This is a genomic window from Streptomyces sp. DSM 40868, assembly GCF_011820545.1.
GTDB classification, from domain to species: Bacteria; Actinomycetota; Actinomycetes; order Streptomycetales; family Streptomycetaceae; genus Streptomyces; species Streptomyces eurythermus.
The window spans coordinates 4,915,910-4,932,035 of sequence record NZ_CP050504.1 but is presented as its reverse complement, the minus strand read 5'-3'; the positions used below and the strand labels follow the sequence as shown (position 1 = coordinate 4,932,035).

Sequence of the window (16,126 nt, the reverse complement as noted above, 5' to 3'; positions counted from 1 at the left end):
CGGCCCAGGACGGGACCGGCCGACGACCGGGCCCCAGCAGGAGCCCGGCGCCGGCGAACGGTCCCGGGATCGGCCTGCGGCCGATCAGTCGGTGGCCGCCACCGCTTCCTCGACCGTGGTGTGGATCGGGAACACCTTGGTGAGGCCGGTGATACGGAAGATCTTGAGAATGCGCTCCTGGTTGCAGACCAGGCGCAGCGAGCCCTCATGGGCACGCACCCGCTTCAGACCGCCGACCAGCACGCCGAGCCCGGTGGAGTCGAGGAAGTCCACGCCCTCCATGTCGACGACGAGGTGGAAACTCCCGTCATTCACCAGCTCGACCAGCTGCTCGCGCAGCTTGGGCGCGGTATACACGTCGATTTCGCCACCGACTCGGACGACCGTACGATCGCCGACGGTCTCGGTCGACAGGGACAGGTCCACGGATCCTCCAGCACCTTGCTATCGAGCGTTTGTCCCTCGGGCACCTCGGCTTGCGGCCCCCGGGACGCTTCGCCAGCCGCGATGGCATTCAATCACTTACCGGCAGGCGTGCACGACGCCTTGACTCCATTGTCCGTCACACCAGTGACACACTCGGTGCCGATGGCCAAGAATCACCGATCCGATCGAACCCCGGCGGTCCCGGCGTCCCGACCGTCTCCGGGCGCGGTCCTGGACCGGCTCGCCTCCGGGCCGAGCCGGGCTGCGCGCATCACTCATACGGAGCACTTGCCCCCGCGCGCGGGTCGCCATGCCGTCTGGCCTGACCGGATTCGCCCCGAAGTGATCGCGGCCGTCCAGGCGTGCGGAATCGAGCATCCCTGGGCACACCAGGCACAGGCGGCCGAACACGCCCTGGACGGCGACTCGGTGGTCGTCGCCACCGGCACCGCCTCCGGCAAGTCCCTCGCCTATCTCGTACCCGTCCTGTCCACCCTGCTGGACGGGGCCGAGGCACCGAACGGACGCGGCACCACCGCCCTGTACCTGGCGCCCACCAAGGCGCTCGCGGCGGACCAGTGCCGGTCGGTGAAGGAACTTTCACAACCTCTCGGCACCTCGGTACGCCCGGCCGTGTACGACGGCGACACCCCGTTCGAGGAACGGGAGTGGATCCGCCAGTACGCCAACTACGTCCTCACCAACCCGGACATGCTGCACCGCGGGATACTTCCCTCCCACCCGCGCTGGTCCTCCTTCCTGAAGTCGCTCCGGTACGTCGTCATCGACGAGTGCCACACCTACCGCGGCGTGTTCGGCTCGCACGTCGCCCAGGTGCTGCGCCGGCTGCGCCGCCTGTGCGCCCGCTACGGCTCCTCCCCCGTGTTCCTGCTGGCCTCGGCGACCTCCGCCGAGCCCGCGGCCTCCGCCCGCCGGCTGACCGGTCTGCCGGTGGTGGAGGTCGCCGACGACGCCTCCCCGCGCGGGGAGCTGGTCTTCGCCCTCTGGGAGCCCCCGCTCACCGAGTTGCAGGGCGAGAAGGGCGCCCCCGTACGGCGTACCGCCACCGCCGAGACCGCCGATCTGCTGACCGACCTGACCGTGCAGGGCGTGCGCTCGGTCGCCTTCGTCCGCTCCCGGCGCGGCGCCGAGCTGATCTCGGTCATCGCCCAGGAGCGGCTCGCCGAGGTCGACCGCTCCCTGGTCCGGCGTGTCGCGGCCTACCGCGGCGGCTACCTCCCCGAAGAACGCCGCGCCCTGGAACGCGCGCTGCACTCCGGCGAACTCCTCGGCCTCGCCGCGACGACGGCCCTGGAGCTGGGCGTGGACGTCTCCGGCCTGGACGCGGTGGTGATCGCCGGCTACCCGGGCACGCGCGCGTCCCTGTGGCAGCAGGCGGGCCGCGCGGGCCGCTCCGGCCAGGGCGCCCTCGCGGTCCTCGTCGCCCGCGACGACCCGCTGGACACCTTCCTCGTCCATCACCCCGAGGCCCTGTTCGACCAACCGGTGGAATCGACGGTCCTCGACCCCGACAACCCCTATGTCCTCGCCCCGCACCTGTGCGCCGCCGCCGCGGAGCTGCCGCTGACCGAGGAGGACCTGGAGCTCTTCGGTCCCGGCTGCGCGGACGTGCTGCCGCAGCTGGAGGCCGCGAAGCTGCTGCGCCGCCGCACCCGGGCCTGGCACTGGACCCGCCGGGAGCGGGCCGCCGACCTCACCGACATCCGCGGCGCCGGGGGGCGCCCGGTGCAGATCGTGGAGTCCGGCACGGGCCGGCTGCTCGGCACGGTCGACGCGGGCGCCGCGCACTCCACGGTCCACGAGGGCGCCGTCCACCTGCACCAGGGCCGCACCTACCTGGTGCGCTCCCTGGACCTGGAGGACTCCGTCGCCCTGGTCGAGCAGGCCGACCCGCCGTACTCGACCGTCGCCCGCGACACCACGTCGATCTCCATCCTGGAGACGGACACCGAGATCCCGTGGGGCTCCGGCCGCCTGTGCTTCGGCTCGGTGGAGGTCACCAACCAGGTGGTCTCCTATCTGCGCCGGCGCCTCATCACCGGCGAGGTGCTGGGCGAGACGAAACTCGACCTCCCTCCTCGTACGCTGCGCACCCGCGCGGTGTGGTGGACGGTCACCGAGGACCAGCTGGACGAGGCCCGGATCACCCCGGAGATCCTCGGCGGCTCCCTGCACGCCGCCGAGCACGCCTCCATCGGCATGCTGCCCCTCTTCGCGACCTGCGACCGCTGGGACATCGGCGGGGTGTCCGTGCCGCTGCACCCCGACACCCTCCTGCCCACGGTCTTCGTCTACGACGGTCACCCCGGCGGCGCGGGCTTCGCCGAGCGCGCCTTCCACACCGCCCGCACCTGGCTGTCCGCCACCCGCGAGGCCATCGCCTCCTGCGAGTGCGAGGCCGGCTGCCCGTCCTGCATCCAGTCCCCCAAGTGCGGCAACGGCAACGACCCGCTGCACAAGAGGGGCGCGGTACGGCTCCTCACGGTGCTGCTGCGGGGAGCGGCGGAGAAGCCGGCGGAGGGGGCAGACGCTGGTTAGGTGATAGGAACGGGGGCTGGCTGGTCAGGGGCTGGGGGCACGGGGGCTGGGCGGGTCCGGGCGCGCTCTCGGTTCGGCGGGCGGTACGGCCTGGAGTCCGTCCGGAATCCCGGGCGGCACAGGCCCCGATGCTCCCGATTCGGCAGGCGGCACGGCCCGGGGGCCGTCCGGGGTACCAGGCGGCACGCGCCCCGGCGCTCCAGATTCGGCGGGCAACACGGCCGGGATACCAGGCGCCACGCGCCCCGGTGGTCCGGGATCAGCGGGCGGTACGCTCCGGATGCCGTCCGGGCTCCCGGGCGACACCGGTCCCAGCGGGGCCGGTGCCGGAGGCGGTACGGCCCGGAACCCGTCCGGGATGCCTTGCGGCACAGGCCCCGGCGGGCCCGCTCTCGACCTGACCTCGGCCGCGAACGGCCCTCTCCCCACGGCCGCCGTCACATCCGAGGTGTCGCCCACGATCGCGCACCGCACCAGCCGTACCCCCTGGTCCGCCGCCAGCCGCCCGGCGCGGGCGCAGGCCGCCGTGCCGCCCTCGGCCCAGTGGTCCGCCGCCGCGAGCGCCGCCAGGTCCGCGCCGCCGGCCGCACGGTGCCGCACGGCGACGGCCTGCCCGTAGAAGAGCACCGCGCCGAACACCGCGCACAGCAAGGCCATCGCCCCGAGGCTCCATACGGTGGCCGACCCCCGGTCGGCCCCCCACCGCCGCGCCACACCCGCGCGCACGCGGCCCGGCACCAGCGCACGACGCCCCCGGCCGAAGCACGGCCACCGAGACACCGCCCGCCCCGCCTCCACGCAGATCCACCGGCCCAGCCGGCCGCGCCCACCCCCGGGCGCCCTCGTGTATTGCCGTACGCCGTCGGCGGGCCGCTGTCCGCCGGGCGGCTCGTACTCGCGCTTCACCGGTCCGCCTCCCCCGTGCGCACGGTGTCCTCGGCGAGTGCCACCGCCTCCTCGCGCAGTTCGATGGGCAGTCCGCTCAGGAGCGGGGGCCGGGCCACCACCGTGACCCGGACCCGGTCGCCCTCGTGCGCGACGGTCACCCGCGCTCCTCGCGGAGCGGTTTCCCGCGTCACCCGCACCACCGCGTCGGGCGGGTCCTGCCGGGCGGCGGCCCGAGCGCCCGCGCGGGCCGCGTCCACGCACTCGATCCGCGCCGCCACCATGAGCAGCCCCGAGACCAGCGCCATCGTGAACGCCACCAGCACGGACAGCGCCATGGCCGCCTCCACGGTCACGAACCCGTGGTCCCCGCCCCGCTCCCCTCCTTCCTCACATCCGGGCACTGAGGGCCTTCTTCACGATGGCCTGGAGTTCCGCCTGGACCTGGCCGCTGGTCACGACCTGGTAGAGCAGCACCGCGAACCCGACGGCCGCGATGATTCCCATGGCGTACTCGGAGGTCACCATTCCGGTGTCCTGCCGGCACGTCACGCGCAGCCTCGCCACCGCTTTCCTGATCTTTCCGAACATCTCAACCCCCATAAGGTTTGCGGTCTTTCCGGTCTGTAGTCGTTCTCCGTGCTTGCCTGACGGCTTTCTTCTCGTCCGTTCTCGTCCGCCTCGCTCTCACCTCCCTCCCGTCACCCCGCCCGCCAGACCGACCACGACGGGCACCACCCCGACCGCGACGAACGCGGGCAGGAAGCACAGTCCGACCGGCGCGGAGACGAGGACGGCCGCCCGCCGTGCCCGGGCCGTCGCGGTACGGGCCCACTCCGCGCGCGCGTCCGACGCGAGACGGGCGACCGGACCGGCCGCGGCGAGCCCGGAGTCGTCGGCCCGTTCCAGCAGTCGCGCCAGGGCACCGGCGCCGGGCAGCAGGGCGAGGCCCCGCCAGGCGTCCGCCGGTGTGCCGCCGAGCCGGACCTCCGCGGCGCCGCGCGCCAACGCCTGCCCGACGGGCCCGCCGAGAGCCTCTCCCACGGCCTGGGCGGCGATCGCCGGGGCGGCGCCTGCGGCGATGCAGGCGGCCAGCCGGTCGGCCGCGAGCGGGAGCCGGCGCGCGGCCCCGGCGGTGTCGACCGCCTCGGACCGCCCGGCCGCCGCCTGCCGGTCCCGCCACCGCCAGAGCGCGACACCGACGCCCAGCCCCAGCACCACTCCGGCGGCCCCGCCGACCAGCACCCACGCCCCGCACGCCGCACCGGCCGGTGCCAGCGACCGCCGTACGCCGCGCGGCATCGCGAACGGCACCGCACCCACCCGTCCCGACGGCACTTCGCGCCCCAGCAACCCGGCCACCCGGCGCCGCGCCCGGTGCCGCCGACGCGCCAGTTCCAGCCGCCGGGCACCCCAGCCGAGCACCAGCACGGCGGCCCCGGCCATCCCCAGCCTGTGGACAACGTCCCCGCTCACCCGGCCCACCCCTTTCGCATCCCACGCATCCCGGGCCGCCCGGCCCGTCCGGCCTCGCGGACCGGCCGCTTTCCCGCAGCCCGCCGAACCGCTCTCACACCGCCTCCGCCCCTCGCACGATCCGCGTCGCCCACCACATCCCGGCCGCCTCGAACACCGCCCCGGCCGTCAGGCAGCCCAGGCCCGCCCCGGTGTGCAGCAGTACGCGCAGGGGGTCCGCGCCCATGGCCGTGCCGAGCAGCAACCCGAGGACGGGCAGCACGGCGAGCAGCACCGCGGTGGCCCGGGCGCCCGCCAACTGGGCGCGCAGGTCGGCCCGGCCGTCCCGCTCGGCGCGCAGGGCACCGTCCAGCCGGTCCAGGCCCGCGGCGAGTCCGGCGCCCTGGTCCACGGCCACCCGCCAGCACGCGGCCAGTCCGAGCAGTCCCTCGGCACCCGGCTGCCGGGCCGCCGCGGCGAGCGCGCCCGGCACGTCTCCGCCGAACCGCGCCGCCGCCACCACCGCGGCCTGGGCGTCACCGAGCCCGGCGGATTCCCGCGCGGCCCGCGACAGCGCCGCTCCCGGCTGCCGTCCGGCCCGGACCTCCCCGGCGAGCACCCCGCACAGGGCGATCACCGCGTCGGCCCGCCGTTCCCGGGCGTCCCGGGCCTGCCGGGCCAGCCGCACCCGGCGCAGCACCGGCACTCCGGCCGCCCCCACGACGACCGGGATCACCGAGGCGCCCCACAGGGCGATCACCAGCCCGGCGCCGAGGGCCGCCCACTCGGCACCCCACCGGCCGCGCCATCGCCGCGGGTCCAGGAGGGCCTGCGGCCAGGCGGGCGGTCCGGTCGCCACCACCGGGCCGCCGGCCAGCAGCAGCCGGGCCCGCCGGACCCCGTAGTGCCGGCCGCCCAGCAGCCAGGCCAGCGCGCCGAGGCAGAGCACCGCGGCCCCCGTCGACACCTCACCGATCACTTCCATCACCATCCGGCCGATCACTTCCATCGCCTCTCCCCTCGCTTCCGGCACGACCACCCGACGGACCCCGCCCGACCTCGGAGCACGTCCCTCCCGGACGGCGTCCGTGCTCAGCCCTCACCGCGCGGGACCTCGTTCGCCCCAGCCCTCCTCCACCGCTCCTCACTCGCCCCCGGCCTCCGCATAAGGCCCCAGCAGTTCCCGGAACCGCCCCCACCCCCGCTCCCGGACGAACGCCCGCTCGCCCCAGCGCAGGGCCGGTACCGTCCGCACCAGCCCGGTGGAGTCCCGCTCCAGGACGTGGACCTCGTCGATCCGGCGCCGCCCGGACCGGTCCCGCACGAGGTGCACCACCACCGAGAGGGCGGCCGCCAGCTGGCTGTGCAGCGCGGCCCGGTCCAGCCCGGCGGCCGTGGCCAGCGCCTCCAGCCGGGCCGGTACGTCGGCGGCGGCGTTGGCGTGGACCGTGCAGCAGCCGCCGTGACCGGTGTTGAGGGCCGCGAGCAGATGCACGACCTCGGCGCCGCGCACCTCGCCGACGACCAGCCGGTCCGGCCGCATCCGCAGCGCCTGCCGTACGAGGTCCTCGAGGGTGACCAGGCCGGCCCCCTCCTGGTTGGCGGGCCGGGTCTCCAGCCGGACCACGTGCGGGTGGTCCGGCCTCAGCTCGGCCGAGTCCTCGGCGAGCACGATCCGCTCGCCCGGTCCGACCAGCCCCAGCAGGGCGCTGAGCAGGGTGGTCTTGCCGCAGCCGGTGCCGCCGCTGACGAGGAACGAGAGCCGGGCCTCGATCAGGGCTTCCAGGATCCGGTCGCCGCCGGGCGGCACCGTGCCCGCCGCGACGAGTTCCCCGACGGTGAACGCCCGGGGCCGCACGACGCGCAGGGCGAGGCAGGTGCAGCCGACGGCGACCGGGGGCAGTACCGCGTGCAGCCGGGTGCCGTCGGGCAGCCGGGCGTCCGCCCAGGGCCGGGCGTCGTCCAGCCGGCGTCCGGCCACCGCGGCCAGGCGCTGCGCGAGACGCCGTACGGCCGCCGCGTCGGGGAAGGTGACCGCGGTCAGCTCCAGGCCGCCACCGCGGTCCACCCACACCCGGTCGGGGGCGGAGACCAGCACGTCGGTGACGTCCGGGTCGGCGAGCAGTGGCTCCAGGGGGCCGCTGCCCACGAGTTCGGACCGCAGGCGTTCGGCCGTGCCGAGCACCTCGGCGTCACCGAGCACCCGGCCCTGTTCGCGCAGCGCCTGGGCCACGCGCGCGGGAGTGGGTTCGGCGCCGCTCTCGGCGAGCCAGCGGCGGACACCGTCGAGCAGGGCCGCGCCGTCGGCCCGGTCGAGTCCGGGCAGGCTCATCGGGTGCCTCCCGACTCGACCAGCACGCGCTCCCAGAAGTGCGCGCAGAACCGGGCGAGCGGGCCGCGCCCGGTCGCGCCGGGGGCCTTGGCGCTCGCCTGCGGGCGGAGCAACACCGGTTCGACGGGCAGTTGACCGGCCAGTGGCAGGCCGAGCAGCCGGGCCACCTCGTGGTCGTCCAGCCCGGGTGCGTAGGGTCCGCGGACCGCCACGCGGAGATCGCGGACGACCATGCCGACGGCGGACGCGACCCGGCCGGCCGCGGCGACCGCCCGCAGTTCGGCCGGGACGACGAGCAGGACCAGGTCCAGTTGGGCGAGGGCTTCGGCCACCCCGTCGTCGAGACGGCGGGGCAGGTCGACCACGACCGTGCCGCCGCGCCGCCGGGCGGCCGCCAGCACCGCCCGCACCGCGGGCGGGGGCACGGCGACGCAGTCCCCGCGGTCCCAGCTGAGCACGCGCAGGGAGTGCAGTTCGGGCAGGGACTCCTCCAGGGCGCCGCCGCCGACCCGGCCGCGGGAGGCGGCGAAGGCGGGCCAGCGCAGCCCGTCGGCGCTCTCGCCGCCGAGGAGCACGTCGAGTCCGCCGCCGAGCGGATCGGCGTCGACCAGGAGGGTGCGCAGTCCCTCGCGCGCGGAGGTGACGGCGAGCGCGCACGCGAGTGTGGACGCCCCGGCGCCGCCCCGGCCGCCGATGACCCCGACGGTGAGGGCCGGACGGCCGGTGCCCTCGGCGACGTCGGCGATGCGGTCGACCAGCCAGGCCTCGCCGTCGGGGAGCATCAGGACGTGGTCGGCGCCGATCAGGACGGCGCGTTTCCACACGTCGGAGTCGTCCTGGTCGCGGCCGACCAGCACCACGCCGGGCCGGCGCGCGGCCCCGCTCACCCGGCGGGCGGCGTCGTCGCCGACGAGCACGAGCGGGGCCGCCGTCCAGCCGTCGCCGGAATCCGGCACGTCGTGGCGGACCTCCGGGGTGGCGCCCGCCGCCGCGCACAGGCGCAGCAGATCGTCCAGGAGGACGGCGTCCTCGGTGATGATGAGCGGCCGTCCGGGCCGGTCCGCGGGGCCGGGTGGCGGGTCGTGGGTGACGGTTCCGGTCACGGGTGTTCCCCCTTCGCTGTGCGGGCCGCATGGCTTCCTCGGCCACGCGATTCCCAAAGGTGTGAAGAACCGGCGAGCGGCCCCCTGTGAACGGCCGGCGGAAACCGGCCATACGCGCTGCGGGCAATCGGAACCGGCCAAGAACTCGCCGCGGCCGGAGCGCGCTGGAAACACGGTGGCGCGAGCCGCGAAATAATGTGGATCTTGGTGGAAAACTGTGGACAACCCAGACCCTGTGAATAACTTCGTCACCCATACCGGTGACCCCTGCACCGATCAGTGGGCGACTTCCACAGAGCAGTCCGATGATTACCCTCGGTAACCGATCACGGGCATGCCGAAGGCGCGGCAACGGCGGCGTGACGCCGGCCGTACGACCGCGTGAAGAACGGGGAAGAGCGAGAAAACCCGCCCGGACATGCGACGACCCCCGCCGGGGGGGAGAGCGGGGGTCGTCCCCACGGCCGACTCGGGGGGGGAGGAGTCGGACCGGGTTAGCACGGTCGCGAACGATCCGTGACTTCCATGGTGTACCCGAGAGCCCTCTCAGGCAAACCCACGCGCCCCACCTTACGCCGAATGGTGGGCCCCTATGCTCAAGGGTGTGGAAAACCACTCCTTGCCCCGCGCCGCGGCCTTCTTTGACCTGGACAAGACGGTCATTGCGAAGTCGAGCACGCTCACCTTCAGCAAGTCCTTCTACCAAGGCGGCCTGATCAACCGCAGGGCCGCCTTGCGTACCGCATATGCCCAGTTCGTCTTCCTGGCCGGCGGTCTGGACCACGACCAGATGGAGCGGATGCGCGAGTATCTCTCCGCGCTGTGCCGCGGCTGGAACGTCCAGCAGGTACGGGAGATCGTGGCCGAGACCCTGCACGACCTGATCGACCCGATCATCTACGACGAGGCCGCCTCCCTCATCGAGGAGCACCACGCGGCCGGCCGGGACGTGGTGATCGTGTCCACCTCGGGCGCGGAGGTGGTCGAGCCGATCGGCGAACTGCTGGGGGCGGACCGGGTGGTCGCGACCCGCATGGTCGTGGGCGAGGACGGCTGCTTCACCGGAGAGGTGGAGTACTACGCCTACGGCCCGACCAAGGCCGAGGCCATCCGGGAGCTGGCCGCGTCCGAGGGCTACGACCTCGACCGCTGCTACGCCTACAGCGACTCGGCGACCGACCTGCCGATGCTGCGCACCGTCGGGCACCCGCACGCCGTGAACCCGGACCGCGCGCTGCGCCGCGAGGCCCTCGCGCACGGCTGGCCGGTCCTGGAGTTCCGCCGCCCGGTCCCGCTCAAGAAGCGGCTGCCGGCGTTCTCGGTACCGCCCCGCCCCGCGCTGGTCGCGGCGGCGGCCATAGGCGCGGCGGCGGCGACCGCCGGGCTCGTCTGGTACGCCAGCCGGCGCCGTGCCACGGCCTGAACCACGCCCCTTTCACCCTGTTTGAAGGTGAAAGTAAAGAAGTGCGGGCAGGGGTTCCGCTTCCTCCCGGCTCGCGGTACAAAGAACGTAGGCCCGCGAGACCAAAAGGACATCCGGGAGGATTCCCTGTCTACGCACTTGGCCCACGGACCTCGCATGAACACCGGGCACCCACGCGACGTCGACCCGTCGATTACGGGCCAGCCGCACCAGGACGGGCAAAGCACCCCGACCTGATGGGCGACATATCGAGGACGCTTGGTAACCCGGTGAGCATGCCAGCGGCGGTACGAGAATTCGTACCGCCGCATCTCTTCGTCCCGGTTCTTCGCTCAGGCCGCGCCGCGCTGGAGCGCCTCGCAGACCGCCGTCGACTCGCGCACGCCCAGCTCGACCGCCCGTCCGCAGTGGGCGATCCACGCCGCCATGCCCTCGGGCGTGCCGGAGACATAGCCCTCCAGGGCGGCCAGATAGGAGGCGCGGCCCAGTTCGGCGTGGCCGACCTCGGCCGGGCAGACGGCCTTCGGGTCCAGACCGCTGCCGATCAGCACGATCCGCTCGGCCGCGCGCGCGACCAGGCCGTTGTGCGACACGAAGGGGCGCAGCGCCAGCAGTTCGCCGTGCACGACGGCGGCCGTCACCAGGGCCGGGGCCGAGGTGCCGGCGATGATCAGGTCCGCCAGTCCCTCCAGCCGGCCGGAGACCTCCCCGGCGTCGGGCAGCGGCAGTTCGATCAACGGCTCGTCCACCGGCTCGCCGGCCTGACGCGGCCTGCCCACCTGCTCGGCGCCGTCCGCCGCGGCCACCAGGTGCAGCCGGGCCAGCACCCGCAGCGGCGACTGGCGCCAGATGGACAGCAGCTGCCCCGCCTCGGCGGTGAGCCGCAGGGCCGCGCCCATCACACGGGCCTCGGCGTCGACGCCGAAGTCGCTGCGCCGCCGGACCTCCTCGAGGGCCCAGTCCGCCCCGGACAGCGCCGCCGAGCCACGGGCGCCGCGCAGGGCGGCCTCGGAGGTGATCTCGTTGCTGCGGCGCCGCATGACACGGTGGCCGTAGACCCGGTCCACGGCCTTGCGTACGGACTCCACGGATTCGGCCACACCGGGCAGCGAGCCCAAGGCGGAGAGCGGGTCGGCGGTCGCGCCTGTCGTACTCATGGGTACGACAGTACGCACCCTGGCGGCCCGCCCCACGAAGGAGTGGTCTTCTTCACGTCAGCGTGACACCTACAGCTATCGTCCGGCTACCCTTGGTGAACATGAAAATTGCTTTCGTCGGGAAGGGCGGGAGTGGCAAGACGACGCTCTCCTCCCTCTTCATCCGCCATCTCACCGCCGCCGGCGCCCCGGTGGTCGCGATCGACGCGGACATCAACCAGCACCTCGGTCCCGCCCTCGGCCTCGGCGAGGACGAGGCGGCGGCACTGCCCGCCATGGGCGAACGGCTCCCGCTGATCAAGGACTATCTGCGCGGCACCAACCCGCGCATCGCCTCGGCCGCGACGATGATCAAGACGACCCCGCCCGGCGAGGGATCGCGGCTGGTCCGGGTGCGCGAGCCCAACCCGGTCTACGACGCCTGCGCGCGTCCGGTGGAACTCGACGGCGGCGCCGTCCGTCTGATGGTCACGGGACCCTTCACGGACGCCGACCTGGGGGTCTCCTGCTACCACTCCAAGACGGGAGCGGTGGAGCTGTATCTGAACCACCTCGTCGACGGCCCCGACGAGTACGTGGTGGTCGACATGACGGCCGGCTCGGACTCCTTCGCCTCCGGCTTGTTCACCCGCTTCGACATGACGTTCCTCGTCGCCGAGCCGACCCGGAAGGGCGTCTCCGTCTACCGCCAGTACAAGGAGTACGCCCGGGACTTCGGCGTGGCCCTGAAGGTCGTCGGCAACAAGATCCAGGAGCCGGACGACATCGACTTCCTGCGCGAGGAGGTCGGGGACGACCTGCTCGTCACGGTCGGGCGCTCGGACTGGGTGCGCGCCATGGAGAAGGGCCGCCCGCCCCGGTTCGACCTCCTGGAGGAGGCCACCGCCCGTGCGCTGGAGACCCTCCGGGCCGCCGTGGACGCCACCTACGAGCGGCGCGACTGGGAGCGCTACACCCGTCAGATGGTGCACTTCCACCTGAAGAACGCCGAGTCCTGGGGGAACGAGCGCACCGGGGCCGACCTGGCGGCGCAGGTCGACCCCGGCTTCGTGCTCGGCGAGAGTGTGGCGACCCCCGCCTGACGGCTACCGCTGGTCCGCCGGCGCCCCGGGCACTCCCTTGGGCGCCGGGGCCGGACTGCCGGACAGGAAGGACGCCCAACCCTGCCGGGGTGCCTCGCCGACCTCCAGGGAGCGCAGCCGCGCCAGCGTCCGCGGGTCCTGGGCGTCGAGCCAGTCGACCAGTTGCCGGAAGGAGACGCAGCGCACCTCGGGCTTGGTGCACACCTCCTTCACCACTTCTTCCACGGCGCGCATATAGGTGCCGCCGTTCCAGGACTCGAAGTGGTTGCCGATGACCAGAGGCGCGCGGTTGCCGTCGTAGGCGCGGTAGAAGCCCTTGAGGAGGCCGTCGCGCATCTGGTCGCCCCAGTAGTCGAACTTGTCGGGATCACCCTGGGTCTGGGTGCCGGACTGGCCGACCATGAAGTTGTAGTCCATGGTCAGCTGCTCATAGGTGTGGCCGGGGAAGGGCACCAGCTGCATCGACAGGTCCCACAGTCCCTCCTTCTTCTTGGGCCAGACCTGGTCGTTGACCCCGCTGGAGTCGTAGCGGAAGCCGAGGTCGCGGGCGGCCTTCACGAAGTTCTTCCGCCCCTCCAGGCAGGGGGTGCGGGCGCCGATCAGCTCCTTGTCGTAGTCGAAGGGCAGCGGCTCCTCCGCCCGCATGCCGGTATTGGACCGCCAGGACTTCACGAAACTTCTGGCCTGGGCGATCTCGCTCTTCCACTCGTCCACCGACCAGGTGCCCACCCCGCTGTCGGGCCCGCAGAAGTGGCCGTTGAAGTGGGTGCCGATCTCGTTGCCCTCCAGCCAGGCCAGCCGCAGCTGCTCGAGGGTGTCGGCGATGCCCCGCTCGTCGTTGAACCCGATGTCGGAGCGGCCCGGGGAGTGCTGCGGCGGCTTGTAGAGGTCGCGTTTCTCCTCCGGCAGCAGGTACACCCCGCTGAGGAAGTACGTCATGGTCGCGTTGTTCTCCTTGGCGACCTCACGGAAGTGCGAGAACAGTTTCTGGCTGTCCTCGCCCGCGCCGTCCCAGGAGAACACGACGAACTGCGGGGGCTTCTGACCAGGGCTCAGCCGCTCCGGCGTGGGCAGATGCGGCTGGGCTCCGGTGTACGCGGTGGATCCGTCGCCGATCGGCCGGAACACGCTGCCCGGCGCCGGGGCGCCCTGCTCCGGGCCGGGCGCCCCGGGTTTGACGACGGTGGCGTCTCCCGCGCAGCCGGCGAGTGAAGCCGCGCAGGCCGCGGCGACCATGGCACCGACGGCGATCCTCTGGGTGGCGGCCATGTTCCGCCCACCTTCTTCCTTCTCTCAGGCACACGCTGACTTGGACCGTTTCTGGTGATGTGCCGGGGTTGTCCCGGCGGCGCGGCCAAGGTCGCACGGGGTCGAGAAGGGATAAGGATGACAAGCCGATCAAATGATTAATTCACTCCCAGAGGGGATCCTTTCCTCCATTTACGTCGAAAATCTATTCCGCACCTTTACGTGGCATTACGATTCCTTTACCGAACCCGCGCGGCCGGGCGCGGTCCGGCCCAACTGCCGCTCCAGAGGCCGGAGGTGACAGACAACGCCCCTCCGACAGGTCTAAACCAATTTTTCCGGCGACCCTTGTCATCGGCCCCCCGGGTCTGATGAGCTGTGGCCTGGGACACAACGGACACCCTTGGAATGGGAGATGTCGTGAGCAATGAGAGCCTGGCCAACCTGCTGAAGGAAGAACGCAGGTTCGCGCCCCCCGCCGACCTGGCCGCACACGCCAATGTCACCGCGGAGGCGTATGAGCAGGCCAAGGCTGACAGGCTCGGCTTCTGGGCCGAGCAGGCCCGCCGGCTGACCTGGGCCAAGGAACCGACCGAGACGCTGGACTGGTCCAACCCGCCGTTCGCGAAGTGGTTCAAGGACGGCGAGCTGAACGTCGCCTACAACTGCGTGGACCGCCATGTGGAGGCCGGCCACGGCGACCGCGTCGCCATCCACTTCGAGGGCGAGCCCGGGGACAGCCGCGCGATCACCTACGCGGAGCTGAAGGACGAGGTCTCCAAGGCCGCCAACGCCCTGCTGGAGCTTGGCGTGCGCAAGGGTGACCGGGTCGCCATCTACATGCCGATGATCCCGGAGACCGCGATCGCGATGCTGGCCTCGGCCCGGATCGGCGCGGCCCACTCGGTCGTCTTCGGCGGCTTCTCGGCGGACGCGCTCGCGACCCGCATCCAGGACGCCGACGCCAAGGTCGTCATCACCGCGGACGGCGGCTACCGGCGCGGCAAGCCGTCCGCGCTCAAGCCGGCCGTGGACGAGGCGCTCGGCAAGGCCGACCAGGTCGAGCATGTGCTGGTGGTGCGCCGTACCGGCCAGGAGGTCGCCTGGACCGAGGGTCGCGACCTGTGGTGGCACGACGTGGTGGGCCGGCAGTCCGCCGAGCACACCCCGGAGGCGTTCGAGGCGGAGCACCCGTTGTTCATCCTCTACACCTCCGGTACGACGGGGAAGCCGAAGGGCATCCTGCACACCTCCGGCGGCTACCTCACCCAGGCGGCCTACACCCACTGGGCGGTCTTCGACCTCAAGCCGGAGACGGACGTGTACTGGTGCACGGCCGACGTCGGCTGGGTGACCGGCCACTCGTACATCGTGTACGGCCCGCTGGCCAACGGCGCGACCCAGGTGATGTACGAGGGCACGCCGGACACCCCGCACCAGGGCCGGTTCTGGGAGATCGTGCAGAAGTACAAGGTCACGATCCTCTACACCGCGCCGACCGCGATCCGGACGTTCATGAAGTGGGGCGACGACATCCCCGCCAAGTACGACCTGTCCTCCCTGCGGGTCCTCGGCTCGGTGGGCGAGCCCATCAACCCCGAGGCGTGGATCTGGTACCGCAAGCACATCGGCGCCGACCGCACGCCCGTGGTGGACACCTGGTGGCAGACCGAGACCGGCGCGATGATGATCTCGCCGTTGCCCGGCGTCACCGAGGCCAAGCCCGGTTCGGCGCAGCGCCCGCTGCCCGGCATCAGCGCGACGGTCGTCGACGACGAGGCCAACGAGGTGCCCGACGGTGGCGGCGGCTACCTGGTGCTGACCGAGCCGTGGCCGTCGATGCTGCGCACCATCTGGGGTGACGACCAGCGGTTCATCGACACCTACTGGTCCCGCTTCGAGGGCAAGTACTTCGCCGGCGACGGCGCGAAGAAGGACCAGGACGGGGACATCTGGCTGCTGGGCCGGGTGGACGACGTGATGCTCGTCTCCGGGCACAACATCTCCACCACCGAGGTGGAGTCGGCGCTGGTCTCGCACCCGGCGGTCGCCGAGGCCGCCGTCGTGGGCGCCGCGGACGAGACCACCGGCCAGGCCATCGTCGCCTTCGTCATCCTGCGCGGCTCGGCGTCGGAGACCGAGACGCTCATCGGCGAGCTGCGCAACCACGTCGGCGCCACCCTCGGCCCGATCGCCAAGCCCAAGCGGATCCTGCCGGTGGCCGAGCTGCCGAAGACCCGCTCGGGCAAGATCATGCGCCGCCTGCTGCGGGATGTCGCCGAGAACCGCCAGCTCGGCGACGTGACCACCCTGACCGACAGCACCGTCATGGACCTGATCCAGGCCAAGCTGCCCGCCACGTCCAGCGAGGACTGAGCGGCCCGGGAGGAGTCGAACGGCGTCCTGCGGGGCACTCGGCCGGTGAACGTGCCGGGTGCCCCGGGGACGGCTACGGT

At 72.9% G+C, this 16,126-nt stretch carries 13 protein-coding genes and 1 pseudogene; 4 read left to right on the top strand and 10 right to left on the bottom strand.

The annotated features are described in order from the left end of the window. Positions 1 to 84: 84 nt before the first annotated feature. On the bottom strand, positions 85 to 426 hold the full coding sequence (gene bldG, locus HB370_RS22505) for an anti-sigma factor antagonist BldG (RefSeq protein ID WP_030781841.1): 342 nt from the start codon (positions 424 to 426) through the stop codon (positions 85 to 87). 81 nt (positions 427 to 507) lie between these two features. On the opposite strand from bldG, the gene HB370_RS22500 reads away from it, so the two are divergent. After that, positions 508 to 2,985, top strand: a complete 2,478-nt coding sequence (locus HB370_RS22500; protein WP_078637501.1) for a DEAD/DEAH box helicase — start codon at positions 508 to 510, stop codon at positions 2,983 to 2,985. Between the two features lie 366 nt (positions 2,986 to 3,351). On the opposite strand, the pseudogene HB370_RS22495 reads toward HB370_RS22500, so the two are convergent. From HB370_RS22495 to ssd, 7 genes and pseudogenes are all read right to left on the bottom strand, one after another. Then, positions 3,352 to 3,726: pseudogene (locus tag HB370_RS22495) on the bottom strand (Rv3654c family TadE-like protein); the annotation flags it as partial. Positions 3,727 to 3,887: 161 nt separating this feature from the next. Further along, complete coding sequence (locus tag HB370_RS22490; RefSeq protein WP_030781847.1) at positions 3,888 to 4,226, bottom strand: TadE family type IV pilus minor pilin; 339 nt, start codon at positions 4,224 to 4,226, stop codon at positions 3,888 to 3,890. 34 nt (positions 4,227 to 4,260) lie between these two features. After that, positions 4,261 to 4,461, bottom strand: coding sequence for a DUF4244 domain-containing protein (locus HB370_RS22485; RefSeq protein WP_244405612.1), 201 nt, complete (start codon positions 4,459 to 4,461; stop codon positions 4,261 to 4,263). Between the two features lie 96 nt (positions 4,462 to 4,557). Next, positions 4,558 to 5,346 carry a type II secretion system F family protein gene (locus HB370_RS22480; protein ID WP_244405610.1) on the bottom strand — a complete coding sequence of 263 codons (789 nt, stop codon included), beginning with the start codon at positions 5,344 to 5,346 and terminating at the stop codon, positions 4,558 to 4,560. A gap of 94 nt (positions 5,347 to 5,440) precedes the next feature. Next, entirely contained in the window at positions 5,441 to 6,334 is an 894-nt protein-coding gene (locus HB370_RS22475) for a type II secretion system F family protein (protein WP_244405608.1), read from the bottom strand. A gap of 135 nt (positions 6,335 to 6,469) precedes the next feature. After that, positions 6,470 to 7,657, bottom strand: a complete 1,188-nt coding sequence (locus tag HB370_RS22470) for a TadA family conjugal transfer-associated ATPase (protein ID WP_030781860.1) — start codon at positions 7,655 to 7,657, stop codon at positions 6,470 to 6,472. Continuing rightward, entirely contained in the window at positions 7,654 to 8,760 is a 1,107-nt protein-coding gene (ssd, locus tag HB370_RS22465; protein ID WP_030781865.1) for a septum site-determining protein Ssd, read from the bottom strand. Before ssd ends, HB370_RS22470 begins: the two co-directional genes overlap by 4 nt. Positions 8,761 to 9,352: 592 nt before the next feature. Here ssd and HB370_RS22460 point away from each other — a divergent pair. Beyond that, complete coding sequence (locus tag HB370_RS22460; RefSeq protein ID WP_030781867.1) at positions 9,353 to 10,183, top strand: HAD-IB family hydrolase; 831 nt, start codon at positions 9,353 to 9,355, stop codon at positions 10,181 to 10,183. A 332-nt stretch (positions 10,184 to 10,515) separates the two neighbouring features. Here HB370_RS22460 and HB370_RS22455 read toward each other — a convergent pair whose 3' ends face one another. Then, on the bottom strand, positions 10,516 to 11,340 hold the full coding sequence (locus tag HB370_RS22455; RefSeq protein WP_030781870.1) for a Fic family protein: 825 nt from the start codon (positions 11,338 to 11,340) through the stop codon (positions 10,516 to 10,518). A gap of 101 nt (positions 11,341 to 11,441) precedes the next feature. Here HB370_RS22455 and HB370_RS22450 point away from each other — a divergent pair, with 101 nt between their 5' ends. After that, entirely contained in the window at positions 11,442 to 12,422 is a 981-nt protein-coding gene (locus HB370_RS22450; protein WP_030781871.1) for an ATP-binding protein, read from the top strand. Between the two features lie 3 nt (positions 12,423 to 12,425). On the opposite strand, the gene HB370_RS22445 is transcribed toward HB370_RS22450, so the two are convergent. Next, entirely contained in the window at positions 12,426 to 13,691 is a 1,266-nt protein-coding gene (locus HB370_RS22445; protein WP_030781874.1) for a hypothetical protein, read from the bottom strand. Positions 13,692 to 14,078: 387 nt separating this feature from the next. Between HB370_RS22445 and acs the strand changes: the two genes are divergently transcribed. Next, positions 14,079 to 16,046: an acetate--CoA ligase gene (gene acs, locus HB370_RS22440; RefSeq protein ID WP_244405606.1), complete on the top strand. Its 1,968-nt coding sequence runs from the start codon at positions 14,079 to 14,081 to the stop codon at positions 16,044 to 16,046. The last annotated feature ends 80 nt before the right edge of the window (positions 16,047 to 16,126 follow it).